The 25,437-nt window shown below is 65.5% G+C and carries 20 protein-coding genes and 1 pseudogene; 12 read left to right on the forward strand and 9 right to left on the reverse strand.

Annotated elements, in window-relative coordinates:
• Window position 1 precedes the first annotated feature (1 nt).
• The 6 genes and pseudogenes from ACIBH4_RS22190 to ACIBH4_RS22215 all read left to right on the forward strand — a co-directional run bounded on the left by ACIBH4_RS22190 (window position 2) and on the right by ACIBH4_RS22215 (window position 5,979).
• Window positions 2-1,153 carry an aromatic ring-hydroxylating dioxygenase subunit alpha gene (locus ACIBH4_RS22190; protein WP_362768766.1) on the forward strand — a complete coding sequence of 384 codons (1,152 nt, stop codon included), beginning with the start codon at window positions 2-4 and terminating at the stop codon, window positions 1,151-1,153.
• Between the two features lie 31 nt (window positions 1,154-1,184).
• The gene (locus ACIBH4_RS22195) at window positions 1,185-3,485 is read left to right on the forward strand and encodes an FdhF/YdeP family oxidoreductase (RefSeq protein ID WP_362768769.1); all 2,301 of its coding nucleotides are present in this window, start codon (window positions 1,185-1,187) and stop codon (window positions 3,483-3,485) included.
• A 602-nt stretch (window positions 3,486-4,087) separates the two neighbouring features.
• Window positions 4,088-4,977 (forward strand): IS5 family transposase gene (locus ACIBH4_RS22200; protein WP_362768864.1). Its coding sequence is split into 2 segments (ribosomal slippage): window positions 4,088-4,450 and window positions 4,453-4,977, totalling 888 coding nucleotides; the frame shifts between segments, so codons are not numbered across the junction.
• A 12-nt stretch (window positions 4,978-4,989) separates the two neighbouring features.
• Window positions 4,990-5,058: pseudogene (locus ACIBH4_RS22205) on the forward strand (hypothetical protein); the annotation flags it as partial.
• 292 nt (window positions 5,059-5,350) lie between these two features.
• Entirely contained in the window at window positions 5,351-5,644 is a 294-nt protein-coding gene (locus ACIBH4_RS22210; RefSeq protein ID WP_362768772.1) for a hypothetical protein, read from the forward strand.
• A 32-nt stretch (window positions 5,645-5,676) separates the two neighbouring features.
• Window positions 5,677-5,979, forward strand: coding sequence for a hypothetical protein (locus tag ACIBH4_RS22215; protein WP_362768775.1), 303 nt, complete (start codon window positions 5,677-5,679; stop codon window positions 5,977-5,979).
• Between the two features lie 109 nt (window positions 5,980-6,088).
• Here the strand turns inward: ACIBH4_RS22215 and ACIBH4_RS22220 are convergent, their stop codons facing one another.
• Together ACIBH4_RS22220 and ACIBH4_RS22225 are read right to left on the reverse strand one after the other, a co-directional pair.
• Window positions 6,089-7,111, reverse strand: a complete 1,023-nt coding sequence (locus tag ACIBH4_RS22220) for a hypothetical protein (protein WP_362768778.1) — start codon at window positions 7,109-7,111, stop codon at window positions 6,089-6,091.
• Window positions 7,108-7,614 (reverse strand): RICIN domain-containing protein, encoded by a 507-nt coding sequence (locus ACIBH4_RS22225; protein ID WP_362768866.1) that lies wholly within the window; start codon window positions 7,612-7,614, stop codon window positions 7,108-7,110. Before ACIBH4_RS22225 ends, ACIBH4_RS22220 begins: the two co-directional genes overlap by 4 nt.
• 620 nt (window positions 7,615-8,234) lie before the next feature.
• Between ACIBH4_RS22225 and ACIBH4_RS22230 the strand changes: the two genes are divergently transcribed.
• From ACIBH4_RS22230 to ACIBH4_RS22240, 3 genes are all read left to right on the forward strand, one after another.
• Entirely contained in the window at window positions 8,235-11,336 is a 3,102-nt protein-coding gene (locus ACIBH4_RS22230; protein WP_362768781.1) for a hypothetical protein, read from the forward strand.
• A 174-nt stretch (window positions 11,337-11,510) separates the two neighbouring features.
• Window positions 11,511-14,522 (forward strand): hypothetical protein, encoded by a 3,012-nt coding sequence (locus tag ACIBH4_RS22235; protein ID WP_399172711.1) that lies wholly within the window; start codon window positions 11,511-11,513, stop codon window positions 14,520-14,522.
• A gap of 324 nt (window positions 14,523-14,846) precedes the next feature.
• Window positions 14,847-15,206 (forward strand): hypothetical protein, encoded by a 360-nt coding sequence (locus ACIBH4_RS22240; RefSeq protein WP_362768787.1) that lies wholly within the window; start codon window positions 14,847-14,849, stop codon window positions 15,204-15,206.
• A gap of 382 nt (window positions 15,207-15,588) precedes the next feature.
• Here ACIBH4_RS22240 and ACIBH4_RS22245 read toward each other — a convergent pair whose 3' ends face one another.
• The 3 genes from ACIBH4_RS22245 to ACIBH4_RS22255 form a co-directional block, all read right to left on the reverse strand.
• Window positions 15,589-16,758, reverse strand: coding sequence for an AAA family ATPase (locus ACIBH4_RS22245; RefSeq protein WP_362768790.1), 1,170 nt, complete (start codon window positions 16,756-16,758; stop codon window positions 15,589-15,591).
• A 90-nt stretch (window positions 16,759-16,848) separates the two neighbouring features.
• The gene (locus tag ACIBH4_RS22250; RefSeq protein ID WP_362768793.1) at window positions 16,849-17,067 is read right to left on the reverse strand and encodes a DUF397 domain-containing protein; all 219 of its coding nucleotides are present in this window, start codon (window positions 17,065-17,067) and stop codon (window positions 16,849-16,851) included.
• The gene (locus ACIBH4_RS22255) at window positions 17,058-17,861 is read right to left on the reverse strand and encodes a helix-turn-helix transcriptional regulator (protein ID WP_362768796.1); all 804 of its coding nucleotides are present in this window, start codon (window positions 17,859-17,861) and stop codon (window positions 17,058-17,060) included. The genes ACIBH4_RS22250 and ACIBH4_RS22255 overlap by 10 nt, the downstream gene beginning before the upstream one ends.
• A 109-nt stretch (window positions 17,862-17,970) precedes the next feature.
• Here ACIBH4_RS22255 and ACIBH4_RS22260 point away from each other — a divergent pair, with 109 nt between their 5' ends.
• Entirely contained in the window at window positions 17,971-18,432 is a 462-nt protein-coding gene (locus tag ACIBH4_RS22260; RefSeq protein WP_362768799.1) for an ATP-binding protein, read from the forward strand.
• Between the two features lie 68 nt (window positions 18,433-18,500).
• Here the strand turns inward: ACIBH4_RS22260 and ACIBH4_RS22265 are convergent, their stop codons facing one another.
• On the reverse strand, window positions 18,501-19,115 hold the full coding sequence (locus ACIBH4_RS22265) for a TetR/AcrR family transcriptional regulator (protein WP_362768801.1): 615 nt from the start codon (window positions 19,113-19,115) through the stop codon (window positions 18,501-18,503).
• An 86-nt stretch (window positions 19,116-19,201) separates the two neighbouring features.
• Here ACIBH4_RS22265 and ACIBH4_RS22270 point away from each other — a divergent pair, with 86 nt between their 5' ends.
• Entirely contained in the window at window positions 19,202-20,233 is a 1,032-nt protein-coding gene (locus ACIBH4_RS22270; RefSeq protein ID WP_362768804.1) for a hypothetical protein, read from the forward strand.
• Between the two features lie 66 nt (window positions 20,234-20,299).
• On the opposite strand, the gene ACIBH4_RS22275 is transcribed toward ACIBH4_RS22270, so the two are convergent.
• From ACIBH4_RS22275 to ACIBH4_RS22285, 3 genes are all read right to left on the reverse strand, one after another.
• On the reverse strand, window positions 20,300-21,280 hold the full coding sequence (locus ACIBH4_RS22275; RefSeq protein ID WP_362768807.1) for a hypothetical protein: 981 nt from the start codon (window positions 21,278-21,280) through the stop codon (window positions 20,300-20,302).
• Entirely contained in the window at window positions 21,277-21,840 is a 564-nt protein-coding gene (locus tag ACIBH4_RS22280) for a PadR family transcriptional regulator (protein ID WP_362768810.1), read from the reverse strand. The genes ACIBH4_RS22275 and ACIBH4_RS22280 overlap by 4 nt, the downstream gene beginning before the upstream one ends.
• 248 nt (window positions 21,841-22,088) lie before the next feature.
• Window positions 22,089-22,904 carry a hypothetical protein gene (locus tag ACIBH4_RS22285; protein ID WP_399172718.1) on the reverse strand — a complete coding sequence of 272 codons (816 nt, stop codon included), beginning with the start codon at window positions 22,902-22,904 and terminating at the stop codon, window positions 22,089-22,091.
• 945 nt (window positions 22,905-23,849) lie between these two features.
• On the opposite strand from ACIBH4_RS22285, the gene ACIBH4_RS22290 reads away from it, so the two are divergent.
• The gene (locus ACIBH4_RS22290; RefSeq protein WP_362768816.1) at window positions 23,850-25,391 is read left to right on the forward strand and encodes a pectate lyase; all 1,542 of its coding nucleotides are present in this window, start codon (window positions 23,850-23,852) and stop codon (window positions 25,389-25,391) included.
• Window positions 25,392-25,437: the final 46 nt, after the last annotated feature.

Here is a 25,437-nt window from a genome sequence, read left to right on the forward strand (position 1 = left end):
CGTGACCGCGAGAAGCCTGCCCCCCAGCGTGATCGCCACCCTGCCGGGCGGCTACTACACCGACGAGAACATCTTCGCCCTGGAGCAGGCCCGCGTCTTCGAGACGATGTGGTTCTGCGTCGCCCGCGCGTCCGACCTCGGCAAACCCGGAGCCTTCAGGACCGTCCAGGTGGGCCGCGAGAGCGTCCTCGTCACCCGGGCCAGAGACGGCTCGATCCGGGCCTTCCTCAACGTGTGCCGCCACCGGGGCGCCCGGATACGCACCGAGGAGTCCGGCGAGGTCAAACGGTCCTTCCAGTGCCCGTACCACGCGTGGACCTACGATCTCGACGGCAAGCTGATCGCCGCGCCGAACCTCACCAGGATGCCCGACATCGACCGGGTGGAGTACGGGCTGATCAGCGTGCACGTGCGCGAGTGGATCGGGTACGTGTGGGTGTGCCTGGCCGACGAGCCGCCGTCGTTCGAGGCGGATGTGATCGCCGAGGCGACGCACCGGCTGGGCGACGAGAGGTCCATCGAGAACTACGACATCGCCAACCTCAAGGTGGGCCGCAGGATCGTCTACGACGTGAAGGCGAACTGGAAGCTCATCGTCGAGAACTTCATGGAGTGCTACCACTGCGCCACCATCCACCCCGAGCTCACCGAGGTGCTTCCGGAGTTCGCCGACGGGTACGCGGCGCAGTCCTTCGTCGGGCACGGGGCCGAGTTCGGCGAGGAGATCCGGGGGTTCACCGTCGACGGCTCCGAGGGCGTCGACCGCATCCCGGGGATCGGCGAAGATCAGGACCGCCGCTACTACGCGATCACCATCAAACCGCAGGTCTTCGTCAACCTCGTACCCGACCACGTGATCCTGCACCGGATGTTCCCGCTGGCGGCCGACCGGACGATCGTGGAGTGCGACTGGCTCTTCCTGGGCGACGTCGTGGACTCGGGCAGGGACCTGGGCCCCTCCGTCGAGCTCTTCCACCGCGTCAACGTGCAGGACTTCGAGGCCTGCGAGAGGTGCCAGCCCGCGATGAACTCCCGGGCGTACGCTCAAGGCGGGGTCCTGGTGCCCAGCGAGCACCACATCGGGGCCTTCCACGACTGGGTGCTCGACAGGCTGGGGGCCGGGTCCGGCCAGGAACCGGGCGAGCGCCTATAGTGTGCTGACCCGGCGGGAAGGAGGCGCGAGGATGGCCAGGAAGGCTCCGCGCGACGACGTCAACGAGGACGGCATCGAGGTCGGCCCGCCCAAGGAGTGGGCCGCCGGCATCCCCGGGGTGACCCGGTCCCTGCGGGCCGCGAACGCCCAGATGGGCGTCGGCCGCACCCTGCGCACCCTCGCCGTGATCAACCAGAAGGACGGTTTCGACTGCCCCGGCTGCGCCTGGCCCGAGGGCGGGCACCGCAGCCCCGCGGAGTTCTGCGAGAACGGCGCCAAGGCGGTCGCCGAGGAGGCCACCGTCCGCAGGGTCACCCGCGACTTCTTCGCCAGGCACACCGTGGACGACCTGGCCCGGCACACCGACTACTGGCTCGGCCAGCAGGGACGGCTCACCGAGCCGATGCACCGGCCCGAAGGCTCCGACCACTACGTGCCGGTGACCTGGGACGACGCGTTCGCCATCATCGCCCGCGAGCTGCGCGCGCTCGACAGCCCCGACGAGGCGCTCTTCTACACCTCGGGCCGCACCTCCAACGAGGCCGCGTTCGCCTACCAGCTCCTGGTGCGCAGGTTCGGCACCAACAACCTGCCCGACTGCTCCAACATGTGCCACGAGTCCAGCGGCTCGGCGCTCAACGAGACCCTCGGCATCGGCAAGGGCACGGTCTCGCTGGAGGACCTGCACCGGGCCGACCTCGTCTTCGTGGTCGGCCAGAACCCCGGCACCAACCACCCGCGCATGCTGTCGGCGCTGGAGCGGGCCAAGCGCGGCGGCGCCAGGATCATCGCGGTCAACCCGCTGCCCGAGGCCGGGCTGCTCCGCTTCAAGAACCCGCAGCGGGCCTCCGGGCTGGTGGGCAAGGGCACCACGCTGGCCGACCGGTTCCTGCAGATCCGCCTCAACGGCGACCTCGCGCTCTTCCAGGCGATGTCGCTGCTCCTGCTCGAAGCCGAGGACGCCGCCCCCGGCACCGTGGTCGACCGCGACTTCGTCGACACCCACACTCACGGCTTCGACAAGTGGGCAGAAGACCTGCGCTCCCTCGACTGGGCCGAGGTCGAGGAGGCGACCGGGCTGGACCGCCCGGCCGTCGAGGACGCCGTACGGGAGGTGCTGGGCGCGAAGTCGGTCATCGTCTGCTGGGCGATGGGGCTCACCCAGCACAAGAACTCCGTCGCCACCATCAGGGAGGTCGTCAACTTCCTGCTGCTGCGCGGCAACGTGGGCCGCCCGGGAGCGGGCGTGTGCCCGGTCCGGGGCCACTCCAACGTCCAGGGCGACCGCACCATGGGCATCAACGAGAAACCCCCCGCGTGGTTCCTCGACGCCCTGCGCGATGAGTTCGGCTTCGAGCCGCCCCGCGAACACGGCTTCGACACCGTGGAGGCGATCCGCGCCCTGCGCTCCGAGCAGGCGAAGGTCTTCGTCGCGATGGGCGGCAACTTCGTGGCCGCGACCCCCGACACGGCGGTGACCGAGGAGGCGATGCGCCGGGCCCGGCTCACGGTGCAGGTGTCGACCAAGCTGAATCGTTCCCACGCGGTGTGCGGGCGGGAGGCGCTCATCCTGCCCACCCTGGGACGCACCGAACGCGACGCCGCGCCCGACGGCGGCGCGGGCCGCTTCGTCACGGTCGAGGACTCCATGGGCCTCGTCCACGCCTCGCGGGGCAACCTGCCGCCCGCCTCCGGCGACCTGCTCTCCGAGGTCGACATCGTCTGCCGCCTGGCGAAGGAACTGTTCGGCGCCGACCCGCAGGTGCCCTGGGAGCGGTTCGCGGCCGACTACGACGTGATCCGCCACCACATCTCCCGGGTGATCCCCGGCTTCGAGGACTTCAACGCCCGAGCCCGCCACCCGGACGGCTTCGCCCTGCCCAACGCGCCCCGCGACGAGCGCCGCTTCCCGACCGCGACCGGAAAGGCGAACTTCACCGTCAACCCCCTGGAGGTGCTGCGGGTCCCACCGGGGCGGCTGCTGCTGCAGACGGTCCGCAGCCACGACCAGTACAACACCACGATCTACGGCATGGACGACCGCTACCGGGGCATCCGCAACGGCCGCCGGGTCGTCTTCGTCCACGCCGACGACCTCGCCGAGCGGGGCCTGGCCGACGGCGACATGGTGGACCTGGTCAGCGAGTGGCCCGACGGCGAACGCAGGGCCGAAGGCTTCCGCGCCGTCGCCTACCCCACCGCCCGAGGCTGCTGCGCCGCCTACTTCCCCGAGACCAACGTCCTGGTGCCCCTGGACTCGGTCGCGGAGACCTCCAACACCCCCACCTCCAAGAGCGTCGTCATCAGACTCCTCCGCCGTTCCCGTCCCTGAACAGCTCCTGACGGTTGGCTTTCACTTCACGCCGTTGACAAAGGCGTCCTGCCGGAGGTGAAGAAGGTCGAGACGCCGGGATCCCGAAGGAAGCCTCTTCCGCTGGTCGAAGCCGAGCTGGAGGAGCACCTTCATGGGTGTCGAACCGGAGTCACTCCCATGCCTATCAGTCAGACAGAAGTACTGAGGTTGAAATCTCGGCGTAACGGTGTGCTTGGGGCCGATTCCGGTGCGTTGTCGGTGTGGGTGTAGACCTGGAGGTGTGAGGTGAGCGGACAGAAGCGGGGGCTTGTCCGCCCGGGTGCGGTCGCAGCGTGAGGAGCTGCGGTTGCGGGCCGCGGACCTGTTCGCCGGAGGAATCGGTGTGCCGCGGGTGGCCCAGTTTGCTGGGGCATCACCTGCAAGTCGGCCTGTGAATGGCGCCGGGCCTGGTCAGAGGACGGCAAGGCCGCCTTGGCCGCTCACGAGCCCAGCAGCAGATGCCGACTGAGCGATGGGCAACCGGAGCAGCTGGAGGTGGAGCTGGGAGATGGCGCGGGCATGTACGGCTAAGGCCTGTCTGATAAATGATCATCCCAGGTACGGTTAGATGATCGTTCGTGGTGCGACGAGGTGAACTGACCGACAAGGCCTGGCAACGGATCGAGCCCCTGCTGCCCGTAACGGACGGCAGGGGACGCCCCTGGCGCAACCATCGCGAGGTCATCAACGGCATCCTGTGGCGGCTGCGTACCGGAGCCCCTTGGAGGGATATCCCCGAACGATACGGCCCCTGGCAGACCTGCTACGAGCGGTTCAAACGCTGGGACGAGGACGGCACCTGGGCCAGGATCCTGGAGGACCTGCAGGTCAAGGACGACTCGATCGGCACCGTCGAACTGACCGTCAGTATCGACTCGACCATCGCCCGCGCCCACCAGCACGCCGCCGGAGCCCGAAAAAGGGGAACGACGGCGGGACGATCGATACGAAAGAGTCCCAAAGACGACAGGCCTTCGGGCGCTCCCGCGGTGGACTCACCACCAAACTCCACCTGATCACCGAAGCTCACGGCCTGCCGCTGACCTTGCATCTGACCGGCGGCAACGTCGTGGACTGCACCGTCTTCGAAGCGGTGATGACCAAGTTCCGGCTGCGCCGCCGCATCGGCCGGCCCCGCACCCGCCCGCATCGCCTGCTGGGCGACAAGGGGTACTCCTCCAAGGAGATCCGCCTGCACCTGCGGCGGCGGGGTATCCGGGCGGTCATCCCCGAGCGCAGGGACCAGATCGCCAACCGCAAGCGCAAGGGCAGCAAAGGAGGTCGCCCTCCCGCCTTCGACACGGTCACCTACAAGGAGCGCAACCAGGTAGAGCGGTGTTTCGCCAAGCTCAAGCAGTGGCGAGCCATCGCCACCCGCTTCGACAAGCTCGCCAGCCGTTACCTCGCTGGTGTCACCCTGGCATCCGTCATGCTCTGGCTCCGCCACTTCGAATTGTCAGACAGGCCTTAGGCTGATCAGCGATGGACCCTGACCAGGGTCAGGCTACTGATCAAGGCGGTGTTCGGGGTGTCCTACATGGTGCGCGGGTGAAGAGCAGCTATAAAAACGTCGCGACAGCCTGGGGCACGTGGGTCGTCTTCGTCGATGAGGCCGGGCGACCTCTGAGGCCGCCCAAGGGCCGGACCTGGGCGCCGCGGGGGCAGACTCTGATCCTGCCGGTGCCGGGCAGCGCGTCGGGCAGGATGTCGATCGCCGGGCTGGTCTGCGTGAATCAGGGGATGCGCACGCGGCTGATCTATCAGATGATCACCTACCATCGCAGTAAAGGGGTTCGGGCCGGGAGATCTGACCGCCTTGCTGAGCGCGGCGCATCAGCAGTTGGGTGGGCCGATCATGGTCGTCTGGGACGGGCTGCCCGCGCACGTCTGCGCCGCGACGTTCATCGACGCGCACCCCGATTGGCTGCTGCTCTACCGGTTTTCCCGCTTACGCACCCGAGCTCAACCCGGCCGAGGGGGTATGGGCTTGCCTGCGTGACAAGCTGCTCAACCTCGCCGTCGACGATATCGACCAGCTCACCCTCGTCATCCGCAGCAAACTGAAACAGATGCAGTATCAGCCGACGCTACTGGACGGCTTTATCGCCGAGACCGGGCTGCCCCTCCAACCGTCATAACGCCCAGCTTTCATCCTCAGTACTACACCGCGGTGCCCCGCGAAAGGGTCGGCGAGCTGTTCGAGTTCCTCCGCTCGACCGGCGTCGCCCTCGAGGACTTGGAGTTGCCCGACGACTTCGGGGTCCCGGAGGAGCAGATCACCGCGATGATCGACGTGGAGCGTAAGCGCAAGGCGCTGGAGGCGCACGCCAGCCAGGGGGAGAACATCTTCATGCTGCGCATGCCCCTCGAGGCGCAGCAGCGGGCCTTCGGGAGCGAGGGGTTCATCCGCGCGGTCAACCGCGTCCCCGAGGCGGCCGACCGAGAAGACGACCTCTTCGACGGCCTCCGGTAGGAGCCGTGGCCGCTGGCCACGGCTCGTAGGACCGGCGGACTTCCTGGATCTTCCGTCCGTCGAGGTCCTGATCCCGGCGGCTTCGTCGGGATCAGGACCTCCACCGGGGTCAGCCCTCCGCGATGATGGTCCTGGCGTTCCTCAGCCATGTGTCGAAAACCGTCTTCGCGGCATCGAGCTGGGCCTTGTTCTCTTCCAGCAGGCGCTTCTCATAGGCGGCGCGCACCGTCTTGTAGGTTCCCACCAGGTTGACCTCCAGCCGGCATTCTGCGTCGACGCTGGCCACCCGCTTCTCCTCGTCACCAGCGGGCATGGCCGGGTCACGTGACACCCATCGAGGGTCACGTGAGGCGAGTGCGGGATCGACGAACTGCAGGCCGCTCTTGGCCATGCACGCACGCCAGCCCGAAATCGCCGTCTTTACCCTGCTGTCGCCCTTTGCCAGGATGCGGGACCTTACCGCCAGCTCACGGGGGTCGGCCGGGAGACGGCGGGAGTCCCCGTAGATCTCGGTTTCCGCGGCGCCCGAACAGCCGCCGGGAGGGATGGCTTTCTTCGACGTCTGAGCGGCCGAGCCCGAATAGGCTTCGAGTTCGCTCTTGGTCGGTTGACGTCCTGAGCTCCGGTCGGCTTCTTCGGAGGTACGGGAAGAACCGCCTCCGGCGGGGAGGTAGCCGTTCGCCGCCGCGGCCTTCGGGTCGAGGTATTCGAAGAGGTCGAATTCGGTGTAGGACGCCGGATCCCAGGTGCGGATCGTGTCAGCAGTCCATGTATCGAATCCCAGCCTCTTCATGCACTGGGCACCCGCGATGTCGCGGGCCATGTCGATGGTCTTGATGTCGTTCATCGACGTCATATACGGATCGAGTGGCATGGGGACCCGGTCGCCGTTGGTTATGCGAGGTACAGGCCCCAGGGACGGTTCCGCGACCGGAGCCGGGCCACCGGTCTCGGAAGGAACGGTCGGTGCGGGAGTGGGACCGGTGGGGCCGGGAGTCTGCTGCACCGAAGTCAGGCCGACATCCTGGAACTGCTGGTCGCCGCATCCGGTCAGCGTCAAGGCCGCGAAGGCCGTTGCGGCCAGTAGCCGCTTCCTGGTGAACATGTTCGTCCTCTTCTCGATCACGGTCATTCGCCATTCCTTCGCCAGTAGCAGGCGTCTGGGATGGCGCCCGGCACGCAGGCGTCGTCCTGGAACGTGTAGACGTCCGACTGCCCGGAGTGCGCCGCGAGGAAGGCCCACCAGGGATCGCCGTTGCAACCGTATTTGTTGATCCAGCGAACGAAGTACCGGCCGTGGTAGTCGCTCCAGATCCTTTCGTACCTCCAGCGCTGCCAGTCGTCACCGGTCGAGCTGTACTGATATGCGCTGCAATCGCCTGAGGACGAGGGACTGTCGAAGCGGTCCAGGTGCTTCGAGCTGTTGTAATTCTGCAGTAGGTAGTAACCGTCGGTCAGCTTGTAGTCCGCCCACCACTGATTGTTGGAGCCGGGGTTGCTACTCCAAGTGATCACTTGAGCGCCATTGCTGTGCGATGAAAGCCATACCTCCAGGAACCCGCCGTTGCGCTGGTTCTGCCACCGGTAAATCCCGTCGGCATGCGCCGCCGTCGACGGTAGCACGCCCAGGGCCACGACCAAGCCGGTGAAGAGTAGAACCGCGCGGCGAGCAATAGGGGTGGCTCGAGCACCGAGGGATCGCATATCGTTCCTCTTTCTGCCTGGTCAGACCAAACTTTGGGGTTTCAGAGCGATCGGGGAAAATCGCGGACCACGGCACTCTTCGATCGGCCTCCGGGGGATCGATTCAGGGTGACTCGATCCCGGAATGACAACTTCTCGTGATCTGAGTACGTGACGTGCCACCTTTTTTGTTGTGAAGGTCGGTGTCCTTGACTCTTCGGTCAATATTCTCCAATGGCTTTCCCGAGTTCCGGGAGTACGGACGGAGCATCGCCCACTGCGAGGAGCGAGGTCGTCAACGGATGATCATATTCATGATGCCTAATGAGTCGGTGCGGACGCAACACCTTATCGGAGTAGGTTTGCCTTGACTTCCCAAAATAGGCGTGATACTCATCTGACTTTGGTTCTCTGCATATCACGCGCCGTTTATCGCTCTGAGTAAATGCGGCATCGCCGAAAGCGTTCGGGGTGAGAGGCCCGGCTTCGAGATTCGTCTCCATCCCTCTATCTCACTTTGGTGGTTCCTTATGTCACGCACGGTATCGAAGAGATTGACGTTCGTTTCCGGTGTGACCGCAACACTCCTTTTTGGGGCGCTCTTGCCCCTTCAGGGGAGTGCGGCGGCCGACCCTTTGGAAGCGCGTATTCGGGAAGGGGGGATTTCCCAATCGAATTCTGGGACGCCGGCGCCTGGACCGCCGCCGGAGATCTCGCAGGTGGTTCCCGGCCAGCGAGATCGTGTTCTTTCGAAGCGATGGAGGACGTCAAAGGATCTCGCCTTCGCCACGGCGGGTGATTCCACTGGGTTTCACGTCCTGGTAGCACGGGGGGACGCTGGCTACCAGTGGCGCACGGTCGCCACGCTCAGCGAGCCGGGGATGGACACCGACCAATGGATCGGCAACGCCTGCCTGACCGGGGAGGGGAACCGCATGATGGTCGCCTACGCTCCGCGCCATTTCACCAACAGACCCGAACTCTTCGCGCGAGGAGCCTTCGCGGCGGTGGTCGACATCGACAACGGAGCAGTCGTCAAGCTCGAAGATCAGGTCACCCTGGCGTACTTCAACCCCGGCTGTGGGGCGGACGGCACCGTCGCGCTCACCCAGGGGGCCGATGAGGAGCACCGCACCAGCCGGTTGCTCCGAGTGAAGACCGGCGAAGGCCGAACCACCGATCCCGTCGTCATTCCGGGGCAGATCACTTCAGCGGTCCCGTACAAGGACGGTTACGCGGTGGCCAGGGGCACTGCCCTCGTCTCGGTTTCCGGCTCGGGGAAACTGAGGACATTGGCTGAGACCGACTCCGTCCCCTTCGATATCCGGGTGGACGACCAGGGAGGGATCGCCTTCGCCGAGGAGGCCGCGGGTCGTGTGACCGTTCGCTACTACCACAACGGTAAGACCAGGACCCTGGCCGAGGGTGATTTGGGCGCACTCTCGATCCGCGCGGGCAGCGAGGGCGCGGTCTTTCTTGTTGGCAAGGCGGAGAAGGTTCAGAAACTTCCCGGCAAGATGACCGCCCTCAACGCTCCGGCCACCGGTCAAGTCTCGTCTCGAGGTGAACTCGTCATCACCGGTGCAGCCCGGCATGGCCTGCGAGAAGGACTGCGCGGAGACCCCAGGGGCACCGGAATCGACGGTGTCGGCAGAGATGGCGCGGTCGACGGCGGCGCCGAACGGATCGACGTGAAAGCGGAGGTCCCAGCGACAAAGGCGAAGCTGAGCTTCGAGATGGTGCCGAAAACAGTATCCACTCCGACGATTCGTACCGGCACGCTGATGAATCCCACGCTCACCAAGATCGCGAAACAGGCAGGGAAGGACGGGAGCGGTCCGCGGGCAAGCGCGGCCGCGGATGATCCGATCGACGCGGGTCACAGCTGCGCGGTTCCACGCAATGATCCGAAGTTGCAGACGTACCAGCCGCACTGGCGCCAGGTGGAGTGGGCGGTCGATCAGCTCGTGCAGAAACGGCTGACATTGACGCGGCCCACCAACTGGAAAGGATCTGGACTGGCATCGTGGTCTCCGCAGGCGATGTTCCCCGCCGAGGACCTTCAGGGCGGAGGACGGGTGCCGACGAACATCATGCTCGGCATCCTGGCTCAGGAGTCGAACCTCTGGCAGGCCCAGCGGCGGGTCTCCGAAGGCGAGACGGGCAACCCGCTGGTGGGCAACTACTACGGGGTCGACATCTACGACACCGACCCCTCCAACGACTGGGCCATCGACTTCACCGAAGCGGACTGCGGGTACGGCATCTCTCAGCAGACCGACGGGATGCGCAAAGCCGGCTCGACACGCCCCGGAGAGGTTGCGCTGCCGGTGGAGAAGCAGAAAGCCGTGGCGCTCGACTACGTCACCAACATCGCGGCAGGACTGCGTACGTTGACCCAGAAGTGGAACCAGATCCGGACCGACACCGGCGGACAGATGATCGCCAACAACGGTGATTCCTCCAAGTTGGAGAATTGGTACTTCGCGATCTGGGCTTACAACTCCGGCTGGCACCCCAGGGCGCAGGCCAACGGCAACGACGCAGAAGGCAAGCCAAACAACGGCGCCTGGGGGCTCGGCTGGACCAACAACCCTTCTAGCTCCATCTGGAAGCAGGGGCGCCACCCATTCCTGGACGGCAACACCTACATGGACGCCGCCACCCCGCAGTACTGGCCTTACCAGGAGAAGGTACTCGGCTGGGCCGCCTGGCCCATCACCAAAACCTACTGGGACACGAATCTCGGTAAGTACCAGGAACAGGCAGGCTACAACCCCGCCTGGTGGAACGACACCCTCCATCGTTCCGCGATAGTCCCGGTGATCCAGCAGGCGAACCTTTCCGTCGTCGATCTCAGCGCGTTCTGTGTCGCGCCGGGAAGCTCGGGCGGGGATCACAACAACTGCCAGCCCGGTACCGTCAACCATGAGGACCCGGCCTCCACACCTCGGGGCACGTGTCTGCGTGCGGACTTCAAATGCTGGTGGCACATCCCGAAACTCTGGAAGAGCTGCCCGGTCCAGTGCGGGAACGAGGGCACCATCCGCTACTCGGACCCTTCCTGGGCGTCCACCGAACGCGAGGAACCCACGGATCTCTGGTATCCGTGCCTCACTCCCGGCCTGCCGTCCGGCGCCCTCATCGTCGATGACGTCCCCCGTACCGCTCCCGCCGTCCGAGGCAATTGCGACAACACGGGCTGGACCAACTCGGGAACCTTCACCCTGGAGTTCGGCAAGGATGCCGCGGGAAAGGTTCCCGCCAAGGCGGACTTCCAGCAGCTCGGCAACGGTTTCGGCGGCCACCAGTGGTTCGCGTACACGCGCAACGCGGGCCACAACGGGGCGGTCATGAGGGTCATCGGCACGTGGACTTTGGACCAGCCGGTCAACGGGCTCAGAGAGATCTTCGTCCACCTGCCGGACCACTATGGGTACACCAGACAGGCCCGATACGACGTCCACACCGCCCAGGGCATCAGACCACGAGTGATCACGCAGCGGCCTGTCAAGGCGAATCCCGGTCAGCGGGCGAACCGCTGGGTGTCCCTCGGCGTGTTCAACTTCTCCGGCTCGGCGAAAGTATCGCTGAGCACTCTCAACGGCAATGGTGTGGGAGACGAAAGCGTGGTTTTCGACGCGGTCGCCTTCACGCCGGCCTCCTGTCCATAACGCCTCCCAAACGTCGGCGTGATGAATGTCATGGCCAGAATCTGCTCCGGCGCTGACGCATGCGTGGATTTGGGCAGCGGCTTCGGATGCCCTTTCGCACCCGCGGAGCCTCTGCCGACAGGCTGGATCGACATCCCGTTGACGAGTGATCTCGTTCGTCACTTCTCTTGACAGGTGGAAAATCCATTGCTTTCAGCTGGAAACCGTTTCCGGATGCGTGTGGCGACGTTGACGGTGATCGGTATGCTCGCGGCTTTCCTGCAGTCATCCACGACGCCGGGCGCCATGGCGAGCCCGTCCCCGTCCCCAAATCCGGCGAGCGGGCCGGTGCGACTGCACCCTCCCGACGAGGCCGGCGCTCCAACGGCGTATCGGCCGGTTGAACGCCCGGAAAGCGAGTCACACAGGAAGTTGGCAGGGCAGAAACCCGACTTCGGTGATGACGACCCGCTCTCCAAGGCGTGGAAGCACGGAGAGATCAGCGTCGACGAGTACGCACGTTACTCGGTCGAACGTCTCATGCACCCGGAGAGGGTCCCGAGGAGACTGCGGGCGGAGGAGGGAGTGCCGCACGAGGCGGGCCTAGCCCTCTACTACGCCTTGTCGTTGGCCGAGCGGCAGGCGTCCCCCGAGACCAAGCTATGGCTGAAGGACGCCTTCGAAAGCCCCGGCCCGATCGTGACGGGGTCTTCTGCCCCACCGGAGTCCGCCACGACGTCTGCGGCGTGGAAAGAGTGCGGTGCCGCCGTTGTCTACCTGGAGCAGGATTTCTCCTGCCTTCACACCGAGAACACGACGACCAGGTTCGAAATCTACTACAACGTAGACGGTCTCACTTCGGAAGATGGAGTCCAGGCTGTGGACGGCGACGGGAACGACATTCCCGACGCCATCGACTCCATCACCTTCAACCTTGTCAAGGCGTGGGAGCAGTACAAGTCCTGGGGATACGACATCACCGGCCAGGGAGTCCAGGTGGCCGTCGGATTCGATTTCGGTGGAGCCAACCCCAATCATCCAGGCATCACCATTCCCACAGGAGGGCCTGGCAGTGACACCGCAGGGCCGGTGATCCTGCTTCCCCCCGATCCAGGCGACCCGTTTCCGTCGACCCCCGGCGCGCGGCAACATTGGAGGTACACCTACCTTCCCTACCACGAGATGTTTCACGCCGTGCAGTATCACTATTTGCCCAATACGCACTTGGGCGCCAACCTGACTTCCATCAACTGGTGGATGGAGGCCACAGCGGAGTGGGCCACCCACGAGGTGTACAAGAAGATCAACCCCTTTGGTCCGCAGTCGGACGCCTACGCGTGGAACCTGCCGTTGTTCTTACAGAAACCCGAGCAGGCGCTGAACGTAGCGCTCTCGCCGTGGAGCACCAGTCCCAAACGGCAGTACGGGGCATTCATCCTGGCGAATTATCTGACCGAGGCGACCGCTTTCGACTTCGTGCGGCAGACCTGGCAGGTGATGGGCGACAAACTTCCGATAGAAGCCATCGATCAAGTCCTGGCTGGCTATGGTCGGAACTTCAAGAATGAACTGGCGGGCTTCGCGGTCGCCAACTATCGACTGGGGGCCAAAACAACGAATTTAACCGCTTTTCTCGGTGCCGCTGACGGCTACAGTGACCCGCACGCCTCCTCTATCTGGCGCGATCAGCTTTCTCCTGACAACCGTCCCGCTCGTGCCACGGAGAGGGCTTTGGCGTGGGGGGGCTCGGCGGAAGGACTGGTACCCGTGATCCAGCCCGGAGGTTCTTCATATCTGGAGTTCACCCCTCTGGCCTCAGGTAACGGGCAACTTAACATCACCGTGACGGGGAGCAACAAGCATTCGCCGCCGGATTTCCGATATCTGCTGGTCACCTGGTCGGGACTGGCGGCACGAACTCCGTTGCAGTGGTCGCGGGCGACCATGTCCGAGAGCACCGGATCCGCGTCCATCGCCCTTAACTCAGGGGAAGTCGCCACTCTGATCATCGCCCGCGTCGACACGGTCGCCGCGTCGGCCGGCTCGGGCAACGACGCCAACGACGAGTCGGTGAACTGGAGCGCCTCCCTGGTCACCGAACCTGGGCCGCAGATCAACGCCGCGTTGACCAACATGTTCAAGACATACGGTGAAAATGCCAAGTGTGCGGACTGGAGCGGCGGTGACGCGGCCCAGTCCCTGCCCTTGCCTGAGGGGAAGCGGGCGTGGTTCTTCGCGGACACCTTCCTCGGTGATCCCGCGAAGCGATCGGCCGGTAACGAGACCAGTTACATCCGGAATTCAGTGGTGATCCAAAATGGGTCGACACTGCGTACGATCACTGGCGGCAGTACCTGCCGGGAGACCGACCCCGGCACGGATTTCTGGTCTCGGTACGCGAAAACGCCAGTGGGCGAGGGAGGACAGTATTGGACCGGAGACTCCAAGATCTTCGGCAACGAGGTGATCAAGTTCTACTACGAGGGAATAGGGGACGAGAACACACGTGGCGCCTATGCCAGGTTCTCGGCTGACGACCTTGGAACGCAAAACGTGATCAACGCCGCTCCCACAAGCCTGCAGGATTGCTCTGCCAGAGCTCCATACCCGATTATCTGGGGGGCCTCGCTCCTGGACCACGACGGATACACCTACATCTACGGCTGGGAAGCCGACGGGGCCCAGGCTGAGAAGCCGCTCTACCTCGCCCGTGCGCCCGGTTCGGGTTCCTCCGGCCTCGTCGACCAGACCCACTGGCGATATTACGCCGGTGTAGGTAGCGGAGGATCCGCGCAATGGGTGGAATCGTGCTCTGCGTCCAAGCCTCTGCTGCCGAAGTCGGAAGTGGATTTCAGTGTCGTTCACATCAACGGCCTGTTCTGGCTGGTGCGTCACACACCCGCGTCCCAGGCGCCGGGGAAAATTATCGCGATACCTTCCAGGACCGCATGGGGATTTGGGTCGGAGATGGTCGATCTGTACACCCCGCCGGAGACGGCGACTAGCCCTAAATATTCCGCCGTTCATGGGGTGAGAATCCATCCGGGGGTTTTCCCTGATGACCGCAGAATCGCTATCTCCTACACAGTGGGCACAAGCGCAATGAATTCAAGCTGCCGGATTCGTGGCTACTTCTTCCCGGATGCCTATCGGACACAGTTCATTGACGTACCGACGAGTGCGTTCTTTTCTTCGAAGATCCCGTGATCGGTCGTGCCCGGGTGGTTTCGATGCGACCGTAAATGATTCACTGCGCCGGAGAGGCTCTGTCCCGGCCTCTCCGGCGCGGTGACGGTGAGAAAGTGCCGACGACGCGTGATAACTCACCCCATGGTGATGACAGAGGGTCAGGATTCAAACGTCGTCGGCGGGGAGACAGCGAACCGCGACTCCGGCCGACTGTAGTGTGTTCCGAGGAGAACCGTGTCGCCGATCCTGCGCTCCCCAGATGAACATGACCATCACCTGGCTCGCTGAAAGAAGCGGCGGGCACCACGGGTGAACATCGGGGACGGGAACGAGGAGGTCGTCATGAACACACCTCGTGGAGCATGCCCGACGCCGACCCTCCTGTGTTCGACGGCTCTGGCGGTGATCTCCATGATTTTTCTCGGTGCGTGTACACCCCGGGACGATGAACAGTTTCACATCTACAACCACACTGCGGAGACCGTCACGATCAAACACAAGGTCGGTGGCGGCTCTTTCGCCACTCTCGCACCGGAAGGGGGTACGAGCCGGGGTCTTCCCGAGGATATGTGTCGAGAACTCGAGCCCAAGGAAAGCGGCTGGCTGGTCGCCACCGGCACCGAGAGCGGCAGGACCTACACGTACGGCCCGCTCCTGTGTAACGGAAGGACCTGGGTAATCGGAGAACGGCCGACGCGGTGACCTGGCGCCCCTCCCGTCCCGCGCAGCCAGCGCGGGATCAGAGGCCGCGCGCCCGCTTCCGCGCCGGCGGTCGCCGCTGCGGCGGTGGTCGGGTCCTCGCCGGGCCTGGCACGCTCGCGGGCCCGCCCGAGCCAATGTCGGTCACGACCGGGACCGGATCGAGCCGCTCGGCCCGCCGCCCCGGCAAGCCTTTACCTGCCTCGCGGCAGGGGGGCGGAGCGGTCTGCACGGACGGGGTCGTCGTCGCGGGCTCGGCCGCCGGAAGCCGTGAGTATCGCCGAGGAGCATCAAGGCTCCGAGGACCGCGAAGCCTACGGATGTGAGGCACATGTGATCGCTGCAACAACGGGTGGCGTCTTCTCGCAGTTGCTCGTACGAGCGATTACGGCTCGCTGAAAGTTGAAACCGTCGGGATCACGGAGGAACCATCTTCCGCTCGTTCGCAAACGATGAGTTCCTCTAGCTTGAGCCGGTCGGCGAGGGCCGGTGAATGTGTGGCGATGATGAACTGTGTTCTGTCGCTCGCCTCCCGGACTCGCTCGACGAGGATCTCCAACGCCTGAGGATGCAGGCCATGATCGATCTCTTCGACGCAGGTGAGCGCGGGCGGACTGGGGTCGTAGAGCATCGCGAGAAGACCAAGCAGGCGGATCGTGCCGTAGGAGGCGTCGAGCAGTGAGGTGGGTTCGCGCAGCCCGCGCTCCCTGAGGACCACGACGACGGAACGAGCGCCCCCGGACGGATAGTCGAAATCGAGTGCTTCGAGCTGGGGGAGCACCTCTATGGCGTCGGCCTGGAGTCGCTCCCACGCCTCTTCATCGGTATCGCGCAGAGTCAACAGGAACCTCGCCAGATTGGAGGCGTCGTCCGCGATGGCCTCATATCCGCTCCGGGAAACGCGCGAGGGCATGCGCGCACGGGGGACGTCTACGTCGAAGACGCGGAAGGTGGTGAGAAAGTCGGCCAGGGCCACCACCTCTCGCCCGCCGAAACTCTCTGACAGGCGGGGCAGAGTGGACAGGCCGGTGCTGAACGGCTGGATCCCGACCTCCATTACTGCGGTGCGCCGCTCGGACTCGTCATCCGATATCACCTCGTCGGCCCCGTACTGTGAACTCGCAACTCTCTCACCGGACACTTCGATCCGGTTCCGCCACCCGCCGGCACGGCTGAGGTGGAAGATCTCCTCGCGCGCCGGAGGGCTACCGTTGATCTTCAAGCGGTACATGTCAAGCGGGCATCCGGATGTCTCGGGCACGGACCAGTGCCCCTTCAACCCGATCTGAATATGGTCTGGCCGCAGGTCGCCACCCCGGAACACCAGCTCGTCAAAGCCTCCCCGGTCCTCCAATGCGGGTCCCAAATCGGTCCGGACGATGTCGGCCAAGAAGTCGAACACCCTCAGCACGTTCGTCTTGCCTGCACCGTTGGGCCCCACCAGCACGTTGACCGGTCCCAGTGGCAACGACACCTTCCGCAAGCTATGGAAGTTTTCCACTTCCAGCTCAACCAGCCGCCCAGCCATCACCACCTCCTCCTGCTCGGTGCCCACGAAAGACGTCCGACGGGCAGCTCTCCGAGCCTTACGGGGTCATCTTGCCTGTTCTGGGTGGTCGGTGTTCCGACGATGGAGAGCGGTCCTTTAGTCGATGGTGAGCTTGTCGGTTTTTAGGTGGTTGAGGAAGGTGGTCCATGTGGTGGGGGTGAGGAGGAGTTTGGGGCCGTGGGGGTCTTTGGAGTCGCGTACGGCGATCAGGTGGGGGTGGTTGGTGGTGTCCTTGAGCGTGGCGACCTCGACGCAGTTTCCGCCGTTGTCTCCTGAGAGGCTGGATTTGACCCACGTGGCGTTGCTCAGGTCCATTTTTCCGACACCGCTTTCTGGATGAGATCGATGGACATGCTTATCGGCAGCGCTTCGCTCCGGATAGCCTCGAAACGCTCCACGGCAATGGCGACGTCTTCCGGATCGCTCGTCGTGATGCCGCGAACTGCCGTCTCCGCATACAGTACGTTGTCCCCTCCTTCTAGGGTGGCAATTGCGAATCCGCCCATCAAACCCGAGTGCATCCCCTGGGGAATCACCTGAACACTCAGTCGTGGACTGACCGCCGAGATGAGGTGCTCCAGTTGCTCTTTCATCACTTTGGGGCCGCCGATGGGGCGGTGGAGAACCGCTTCGTCCACCACGCAGCGGAGTGTTGGAGGCTGGGGGTCCTCCCGGGTGAGGATGCTTTGACGATCCAGGCGAGCTTCCACGGCCGTCTCGTCTCCGCGCAGCAGGACCCGAGCGTACCCCTCTGTCTGGAGGAGGCCGGGAAAGACGAGCGGTTCATAGGCGCGTAGCGCGGTTGCCTCCTGCTCCTTGTCTCTCCACTTCCCGAACCACGCGGGGAAGACCTGTCCTTTGCGCCAGTCGAGGAGGCGGGACAGGAGGCCGCCTGTTTCGAGGAGTTCGTCGCAGCGCTCGGCGAAATCCGGGCAGGACGGGATCTGGCCCGTCTCGATCCCGCTGATCAGGGACTCGCTGTAGTGGATCCGCTCGGCGAGCTGGCTCTGGGTGAGGCCCGCGGCCTTGCGGTGGTGGCGCAGCTCTCTGCCCCAGATCGCCTGAGGCGTATAGAGATTGGAGATGATGCCCTCCTTGTCGGAGTTCAACAAAAGGCCGATGAACTCCAGCTCGCAGCGTTGGTAACCGTTCGACTACCAAGAGTAGCCACGTCTCGGCAGGCTGAACATACGAAATCCGAGACGGAGAGAGAAAATCATGGAAGAGGTCCTCAAGGCGAGCGCGGCGCTGACCGAATATCGCTACGCGATGAATCCCGGACTTTCTCCGCTGGGGGAGAAGTGGATACCGCGTGAACCGGCGAGTGTCGCGTCCGCCCGCCGGTTCGTGCGCGATGTCGCCACCGACTGGAAGGCGGCCGGAGAAATCCCGGAAATCGCCGAACTCCTCGCCTCGGAACTCGTCACCAACGCGCTGGCGTACGGTTCGTCGGACGTTTCTCCCATGAGTCCTGTCCGCGTCACGGTCGGCAGGGAGAAGGAGTTGCTGACCGTGGACGTCTACGACGCGTGCATCGCGATTCCGCGCCTGAGACGGACCGGCGACCTGGAGGTATCGGGCCGTGGTCTCGCCATCGTCCAGGACCTCTCCCACAACTGGGGCTGGACCCTGAACCCGTACGGCAAGTCGGTCTGGTTCCAGTTGGCCGCCTGGCCGTAGGACGGAAGCGAATCCGGTTTCGTACGCGTTGTTCGACGGGTTGGCGGAGTTCCCGTCTGTCCATGGGACTACCGCGATGAACCGTCGGTCGCCGATCGGTCGGTCCCGACGGTGATGCCGCCGACGATCAGGTCGGTGAGCGCGGCGACCGCGTCGGTGGCGGTGGTCCGTCCCCGGTTCAGTTCCGCGGCGATCGCCTCGGCCGCACCCAGCGCGCCGACGCAGCGCAGCCGAAGGGCCTCCGGTGTGAGGCCGGAGTACGGCGTCAACGCCGAGGCCATCAGGTCGGTGAAGCTGTCGAACATCTCCCGCTCGATCGTCTCCATCCGCGGGTTTCCCCTCAGTGCGGCGGAGACGGCGTTCCATTCGGGCATGTCGGTGGAGCACACGAAGTACGCGTCGCTCAGGACGCGCGCCGTTTCGCGAAGGGTGGGCTCGGCCTCCTGTAACGCCTGTGCCGATGCGGTCCTGTGGCGTTCGTCGAGCCGCTGGTAGAGCGCGAGGAGCAGACCGGGCCGGGTGCCGAAGTGGTCGTAGACGATCGGCCTGCTCACTCCGCCGGCTTCGGCGAGGGTGAGCAGGGTGAGGCCGTCGGCGCCCTGGTCGCGCACGATCGTCAGGGCGGTGTCGAGCAGTTGCTCCCGCCTGGCCTGCTTGGACAGGCGGGTCGATGCCGGGGCCATCGTCCTCCCTTGCGTTGCCGCCCAGCCTAGGCTACAAAGTGTAGGTTACAAAATGTAGGTTAGTGGAGACGTGAGAGGAGAACGCGATGGAACACGCGAAATCGGTACTGATCATGGGAGGGTCCGGCCAGACGGGCGCGGGGATCGCGGCCATCCTGCGCCGCTGGTATCCGACGCTGCCGCTCACGATCGCGGGCCGCGATCTGGAGCGTGCGCGGCGCGTCGCCGACGACCTCGGCGACGCGACAGCGGTGACCGTCGATCTGCGCCGCGACGACCTCGGCCTCCCCGCAGGCCATGAACACTCGGCGGTCGTCGCGGCACTGTGGGACAGCCACCTGAACGGACTGCGCTACGCCCAGGACCGCGGGCTGCCGTACGTCAGCCTCTCCAGCGGCCTGACGGACATCGCCCCCGAGGTCGTCGCGGGCGGCCGGCGGGCCGGCGCCGCGCCGATCCTGCTGGCCAGCCACTGGTACGCCGGTCTCGTCACCCTCGCGACACTGGACCTCGCCAGGGAGTTCGGCCGGATCGACACCATCGGGGTCGGCGCCGTGCTGGACGAGCCGGACATCGGCGGGCCCGCGGCGGCGGCGGACATGGAACGCCTGACGGCCGCCACCTCGGCGGGTCTCGTCCGTCGCGACGGCGTCTTCAGCTGGGTCGACGGCCCCGACGCGCGGGTGGAGGTCTTCGGGGCCGACGGCGCCGTCCTGCCCGGTCAGCTCATGGCCGCCCTCGACGTTCCGAGTCTCGCCCTCGCGACAGGCGCACCGAACGTCCGCTTCGCGTTCGCGGTCGGTGTGTCCGCCGAAGACAGGCGCCGAGGTGAGCCCGCCTCCAGCGTGGTCGGGATCGATCTCGAAGGAGAGGATCACCGGGGCGCGCCGCTCAGAAGGAGGTGCCACCTCCGCCACCCGGAGGGGCAGCGCGACCTGACCGCGCTCGCCGTCGCCCTCGGTGTCGAACGACTGCTCGGCCTGCGCGGCGAAACCGTGGCGCCGGGACTCCACACTCCCGAGGCGTTGATCGACCCCGCCTACGCGGTCGAGCGGATGATGGAGATCGGCGCCACGTTCGCCGAAGCGCCGGGCGACCGGCCGGCTTCTCGGCCGTAGGGGATCGAGAAGCCGGCCTCGGACGGCCCCTGAGCGCGCTCGGCTCGGTACGGAGTGAGGTGCGGCTCAGCTTTCTGCGATCAGTTTGCGGTAGACGTCGTAGGCGGGCTTGGGGCGGTAGTCGCTGGTGGTCAGCCCGAGTTGGGCGGTCGGCTCGGCACGGGCGGAGTCGGCGTCACGCAGGCCGAACAGCTCGTGGTGAGTGATGTTGTGGCGCGTGGCGGCGGCGGCCACCGTACGGATCATGATGTCGAGCCGGGATGCCTGGTCGTCCGGCGTGCGGTCGGGCCCGGTGGGGGTGCCGTTCTCGGCAATGTGAATGGGCACGTTCGGGCCGAGGTGGGCACGGGGCATGTTCTGCTCGCGCAGATGGCGCAGTGCGTGCTCGGTGAGCCCGGCGAGGGCGGTTTCGGGCACGGGGGAGAAAGCGTCGGGGTAGAGCCCCAGGCCCACGTAGTCGACGTGGGCTGCGAAGTCCGCGGGTGCGAGAGCCTCCAGGTACGCCCAGAACTCCTCGTCGCCGCCGAGGAACTCGGGCGGTTCGGCGACGGAGAATCCGAGCCGGACGTCACGGTGCCCGGCGGCGTCGAGCAGTCGGCGGGCGTGGCGCGTCCCGGTGGTGAGGGCGTCGAGGACCCCGGGGGAGCTGCCGTCGATCCAGGGCAGTTTGAAGTTCGGCTCCAGGGTGATCTGCAGGAAGCGCGCGATGGCCCCGTATCGATGAACGGCCTGTTCGATGAAGGCTAGCCAGCCGTCGAGGTCGCGTTCGGCGGGTAGGTAGCACAGGACGAGGTCGAGTCGGCGGTTTCCTGTGACGTACCACCGGTCGGGCATGGTCAGCTCGCGCATTTTCCGGTCGGGTGCCAGGATCCGCGCTTTTTCGGGGTCTGCGGGCGTTCCCAGGAAGTGCGCGTATTCGCGGACGAGGAAGGGCCGTCCGCCGCTCAGGCCTCGGACCAGGTCGTCGATGGCCGCCGGGTCGTCCGGCGGGCCCACCGTGGCGGCCACCTGGCCTGCCGCGTAGATGCCGTACGTCATCGCGCTCATGCCTGTCCCTTCACCGGCCATGCCAGCTCGCCGTCGTCGACGCGCGTGATCAGCGCGCGGATCCATTCCGCTTCGGCGCGCAGCTGGTGCAGGACGAAGTCGACCTCGATCATGGTGATCTCCGGCAAGCCGGGGTCGCTCGCCCCTTCCAACTCGGCGATCCGTTCCTCCAGCGACGTCTGCCGCTCGCGTAGCACGTGCGGGGCCTCGGCTCGGTCGAGCGCGCCGAGATAGGCCAGGGCGTCCACGAACGCCGAGGTTGTCACCTTGGCTTCGCGGATCTGGCGTCGCACCCGTTCCTTGAAGACGCTCCAGCCCTGATCGGTCAGGGCGTAGACGGTGCGCGCCGGGCGGTTGCCCATCTGCTCGACCCCGGTCGGCGCCACCCATCCGGCCGCCTCCAGCGACCGTATGAGTGTGTAGACGGAGCCGCTCTTGGCGTTCAGGTACGGATAGCGCTCGTTGAGCGCGACCGCCAGCGCGTATTGGTGCATCGGCCGCTCCACCAGGAGGCCGAGCAGCCGCAGGGTCAGTGGATTGTCCACCGCAGTCAATGGCATGCCCGAATACTATCATTCGTATACGGCTATATGAAGGTGCGGTCGGAGGCTCGCGGCTCGCGAGGAGGGTGTCCATCTCGTCTCACATGCACCAAGGCGAGCGCGACTGTGCCGAACGGCGACAGGACGCTCGGCCGCGTGCCGCGGCCGAGCGTCCTGTCAGGTTTCTCGTCGCCGACGACCGATCACCGTGTTGCGACGACTCCTGGAATGCGCCGGCGCCGATGGAGAGGCGCCGTGGCCGGAGGTCAGCCCGGTGGGAAGTTGCCGTTCTTGGCGACGGGCAGGGCGATCTGGCTGGCGCCGCTGAGGACGGCCTTCTCGGCGGGGAGGCCGGCGAGGACGGGGTTGATGTGCCGCAGGGTCAGCGAGACCGTGGGCAGGGCCGGGGTGGCGAGGTCGAACTTCTCCAGGTCGATCCACCGGACGATGTTGAGCACTTCGCCCGGGATGTTGTCGCCGGCCTTCTGCACCGGGACGCACAGCTGGCGGGCGTTGAGGATCTGAGCGCCGTGCGTGGGGATGATCGGGGTCAGGACGGGGTTGAGCTGGCGCAGGGACAGCTGCTGGTTCAGCGAGGTGTTGGGGGTGATGGCGTAGCACTTGAGGTCGATGTGGCGGACGAACGCCAGGATCTCCGCGGGCGGGACCGCGTTGTTCTTGATGACCGGCACGCACAGCTGCTGCGGGGTGGTCATGGAGATCTGCGTGCGTGGCAGGCCCTGGAAAAGCGGGTTGAGGTGGCTGAGCACGAGGCCCGTGTTCACGGTGGTTCCGGAGATCTTGTAGCAGGCCAGGTCGATGAACCTGATGAAGTCGAGCGCGGGCGACGGCGGCGCCTGGTTGTTCTTGGCGACCGGGACGCACAACTGCTCACGCTGGCCGAGGGTGACGGTCTCGACCGGCAGGTTGCCGAGCACCGGGTTGAGGTGCCGCAGCGTGAGCGTGGTGGTGGGCGGCTGGTACGGGTCGGTCTTGAAGCATTCGAGGTCGAGGAAGGCGGTCAGGTCCTTTGGTGTCGGCAGCGCGAGGGCGTTGGCGGACGGCACACAGAGGAACGCCACGGCGAGGGTCGCGACGACGGCGGATGTGAGTCGCCGGAGCGTCGTTTTCCTACGCCCGTGAGTTCCGGTTACGGCTCGGTCCATTGAGGCTCCAAAAGCTGGGGGGTGGGCCTTCTTAACGCCGAGTGTGTGCCGTAGTCGTCGTACTTTCAATATTGATGACACTTTTTATTGCATATAAAATTCGGGCCGATGGTTCGATGGTTTATCGTCGGCCGTAAAAGCGTTGTGAGCTCGCCGATAATCAAGATGTGCGGCTTTTTTGTGATCTTTGTCAATCCAATGGCCGGGGTTCGTGAGAAACGTGCATGAGGTGGGTTGACCTGGGGGTAGGATCGCGGTATAGCGGCGGTCCTGCCAGGGGATGACGCCTCGCCGGAGAGTCCCGTCTCCCGTCGCGATCCCGCCGTCGAATCGCCGAAGCCGAAAAAGGTGGCCCTTTCCGGAATTAAATCCTTCCCGATGGAGGCGTTCGGGCCGGTGTCTGTCCGAACAATCCGAACATCGCCGATTCCTCCTTGGGTGAAACCGGGATTTACGTCAGGTTCGAACTTCCGGACGGTGTGTCGGAGTCTTTCCCGCTGTACGGCCGGATACGGCAAGGAATTCGCGTCCCGGGTAACCACCGCTCCGGACTCGTCGGAAGTGCGGATCGTTCGACCGCGGAAAGGTGGAGGTCTTCGGTGTTCGAGGGGTGGGTCCGCGATCCCCGGCCGGACCCCGGAACCTCGTGGTCGTCCTCGGCCGCTGGGTGGAGGTGGCGCGTTACGTGGAGCTCACAGGTGCGTGTGCAGCTTTGTTGCAGCTTTCACCGTCGCCATTGACGCCTTTTGACGGCCGACGTTATCGTGCAAGCGATGGGAAAGCGCTTTCCGTGTCGACCTGCATGGATTCGACCCGTATGGATTCGCGGGCCCCCTACCTGGCGAAGAAAGTGAGACGAGGATGAGACGAGCAGTCGCGTTGCGACTCAAGGCGGGGCTGGCCGCGGCGGCCACCGTGGCCGCGGTCGGTGTGGTCCTGCCGACGTTCCAGGCGTCGGCAGCGGTCGGCAGCGCCACCGGTTACGCGACCGCCAACGGCGGGACCACCGGCGGCGCGGGCGGGCAGACGGTGCGGGCCACCACGGGGACCGCGATCCACGCGGCCCTGTGTAACCGGGCGAGCAGCAGCACTCCGATCACCATCCAGGTCGAGGGGACGATCAACCACGGCAACACCACCAAGGTGTCTGGCGGAAGCTGCAACACCGCCGCCGGTGTGATCGAGCTCAAGCAGATCAGCAACGTCACGATCATCGGGGTCGGCAACGGTGCCGTCTTCGACCAGCTGGGCATCCACATCCGCGAGGCCCGCAACATCATCATCCAGAACGTCACCATCAGGAACGTGAAGAAGTCGGGCTCGCCCACGTCCAACGGCGGTGACGCCATCGGCATGGAGAGCGGTGTCCGCAACGTCTGGGTCGATCACGTCACCCTGGAGGCCTCAGGTGGGGAGTCGGAGGGCTTCGACGGCCTCTTCGACATGAAGGACGACACCCAGTACGTGACCCTGTCCTACAGCACCCTGCGCAACTCCGGCCGCGGCGGGCTCATCGGGTCCAGCGAGAGCGACCGTTCAAACGGCTTCGTCACCTTCCACCACAACCTGTACGAGAACATCGACTCCCGCACGCCCCTGCTGCGTGGCGGCGTGGCCCACATCTACAACAACTCCTACGTGAACCTCCGCGAGTCCGGCATCAACTCCCGGGCCGGGGCCCGCGCGAAGGTGGAGAACAACTACTTCAGGAACTCCAAGGACGTCCTGGGCACCTTCTACACCAGCGAGGCCGGCTACTGGCAGGTCGCGGGCAACATCTTCGACAACGTGACCTGGTCCAGCCGCAGCGGCGACAACAACCCCGCCGGTCCCAACCCGCAGTCCAACACCACCGTCAGCGTCCCGTACTCCTACAGCCTCGACGGGGCGAGCTGCGTGCCGAGCGTCGTCAGCCAGACGGCGGGCGCGAACAAGGGGATAAAGGTGTCGAACGGCAGCTGCTCACCGCAGACGCCGCCGCCGTCCGGCAACCCCACCCCTACCCCCACCGTCACGCCGTCGACCCCTCCGTCCGGCGGGACCAACCTCAGCATCGGGGCCGACTCCGACGGCTCAAGCAAGGGCGGCGGGACCAGCTACGGCAACGTGCGCGACGGCAATCTGAGCACCTACTGGTCGCCGTCCGGGTCGACCGGTGACATCTCGATCAAGTGGAGTTCCGCCAAGACGGTCTCCAGGATCGTCATCCGTGAGGCGTCGGGCGCCACGGGCGCCATCGGGGCCTGGCAGGTCGTCAACCCCGCCAACGGCGCCGTGCTGAAGTCCGGCAGCGGGGCGGGCACCATCACCTTCACCGCCACCTCGCTGAGCAAGATCACCTTCAGGATCACCGGCGCGACCGCCACGCCGCAGGTCGCGGAGTTCGAGACCTACGCCGCGTAAGGAACCGCTCGTACCGCCCGCCACCGATTCATCCGAGCCGAGGAGC

The sequence above is a fragment of the Streptosporangium sp. NPDC050284 genome (assembly GCF_044459525.1).
Lineage (GTDB): Bacteria > Actinomycetota > Actinomycetes > Streptosporangiales > Streptosporangiaceae > Streptosporangium.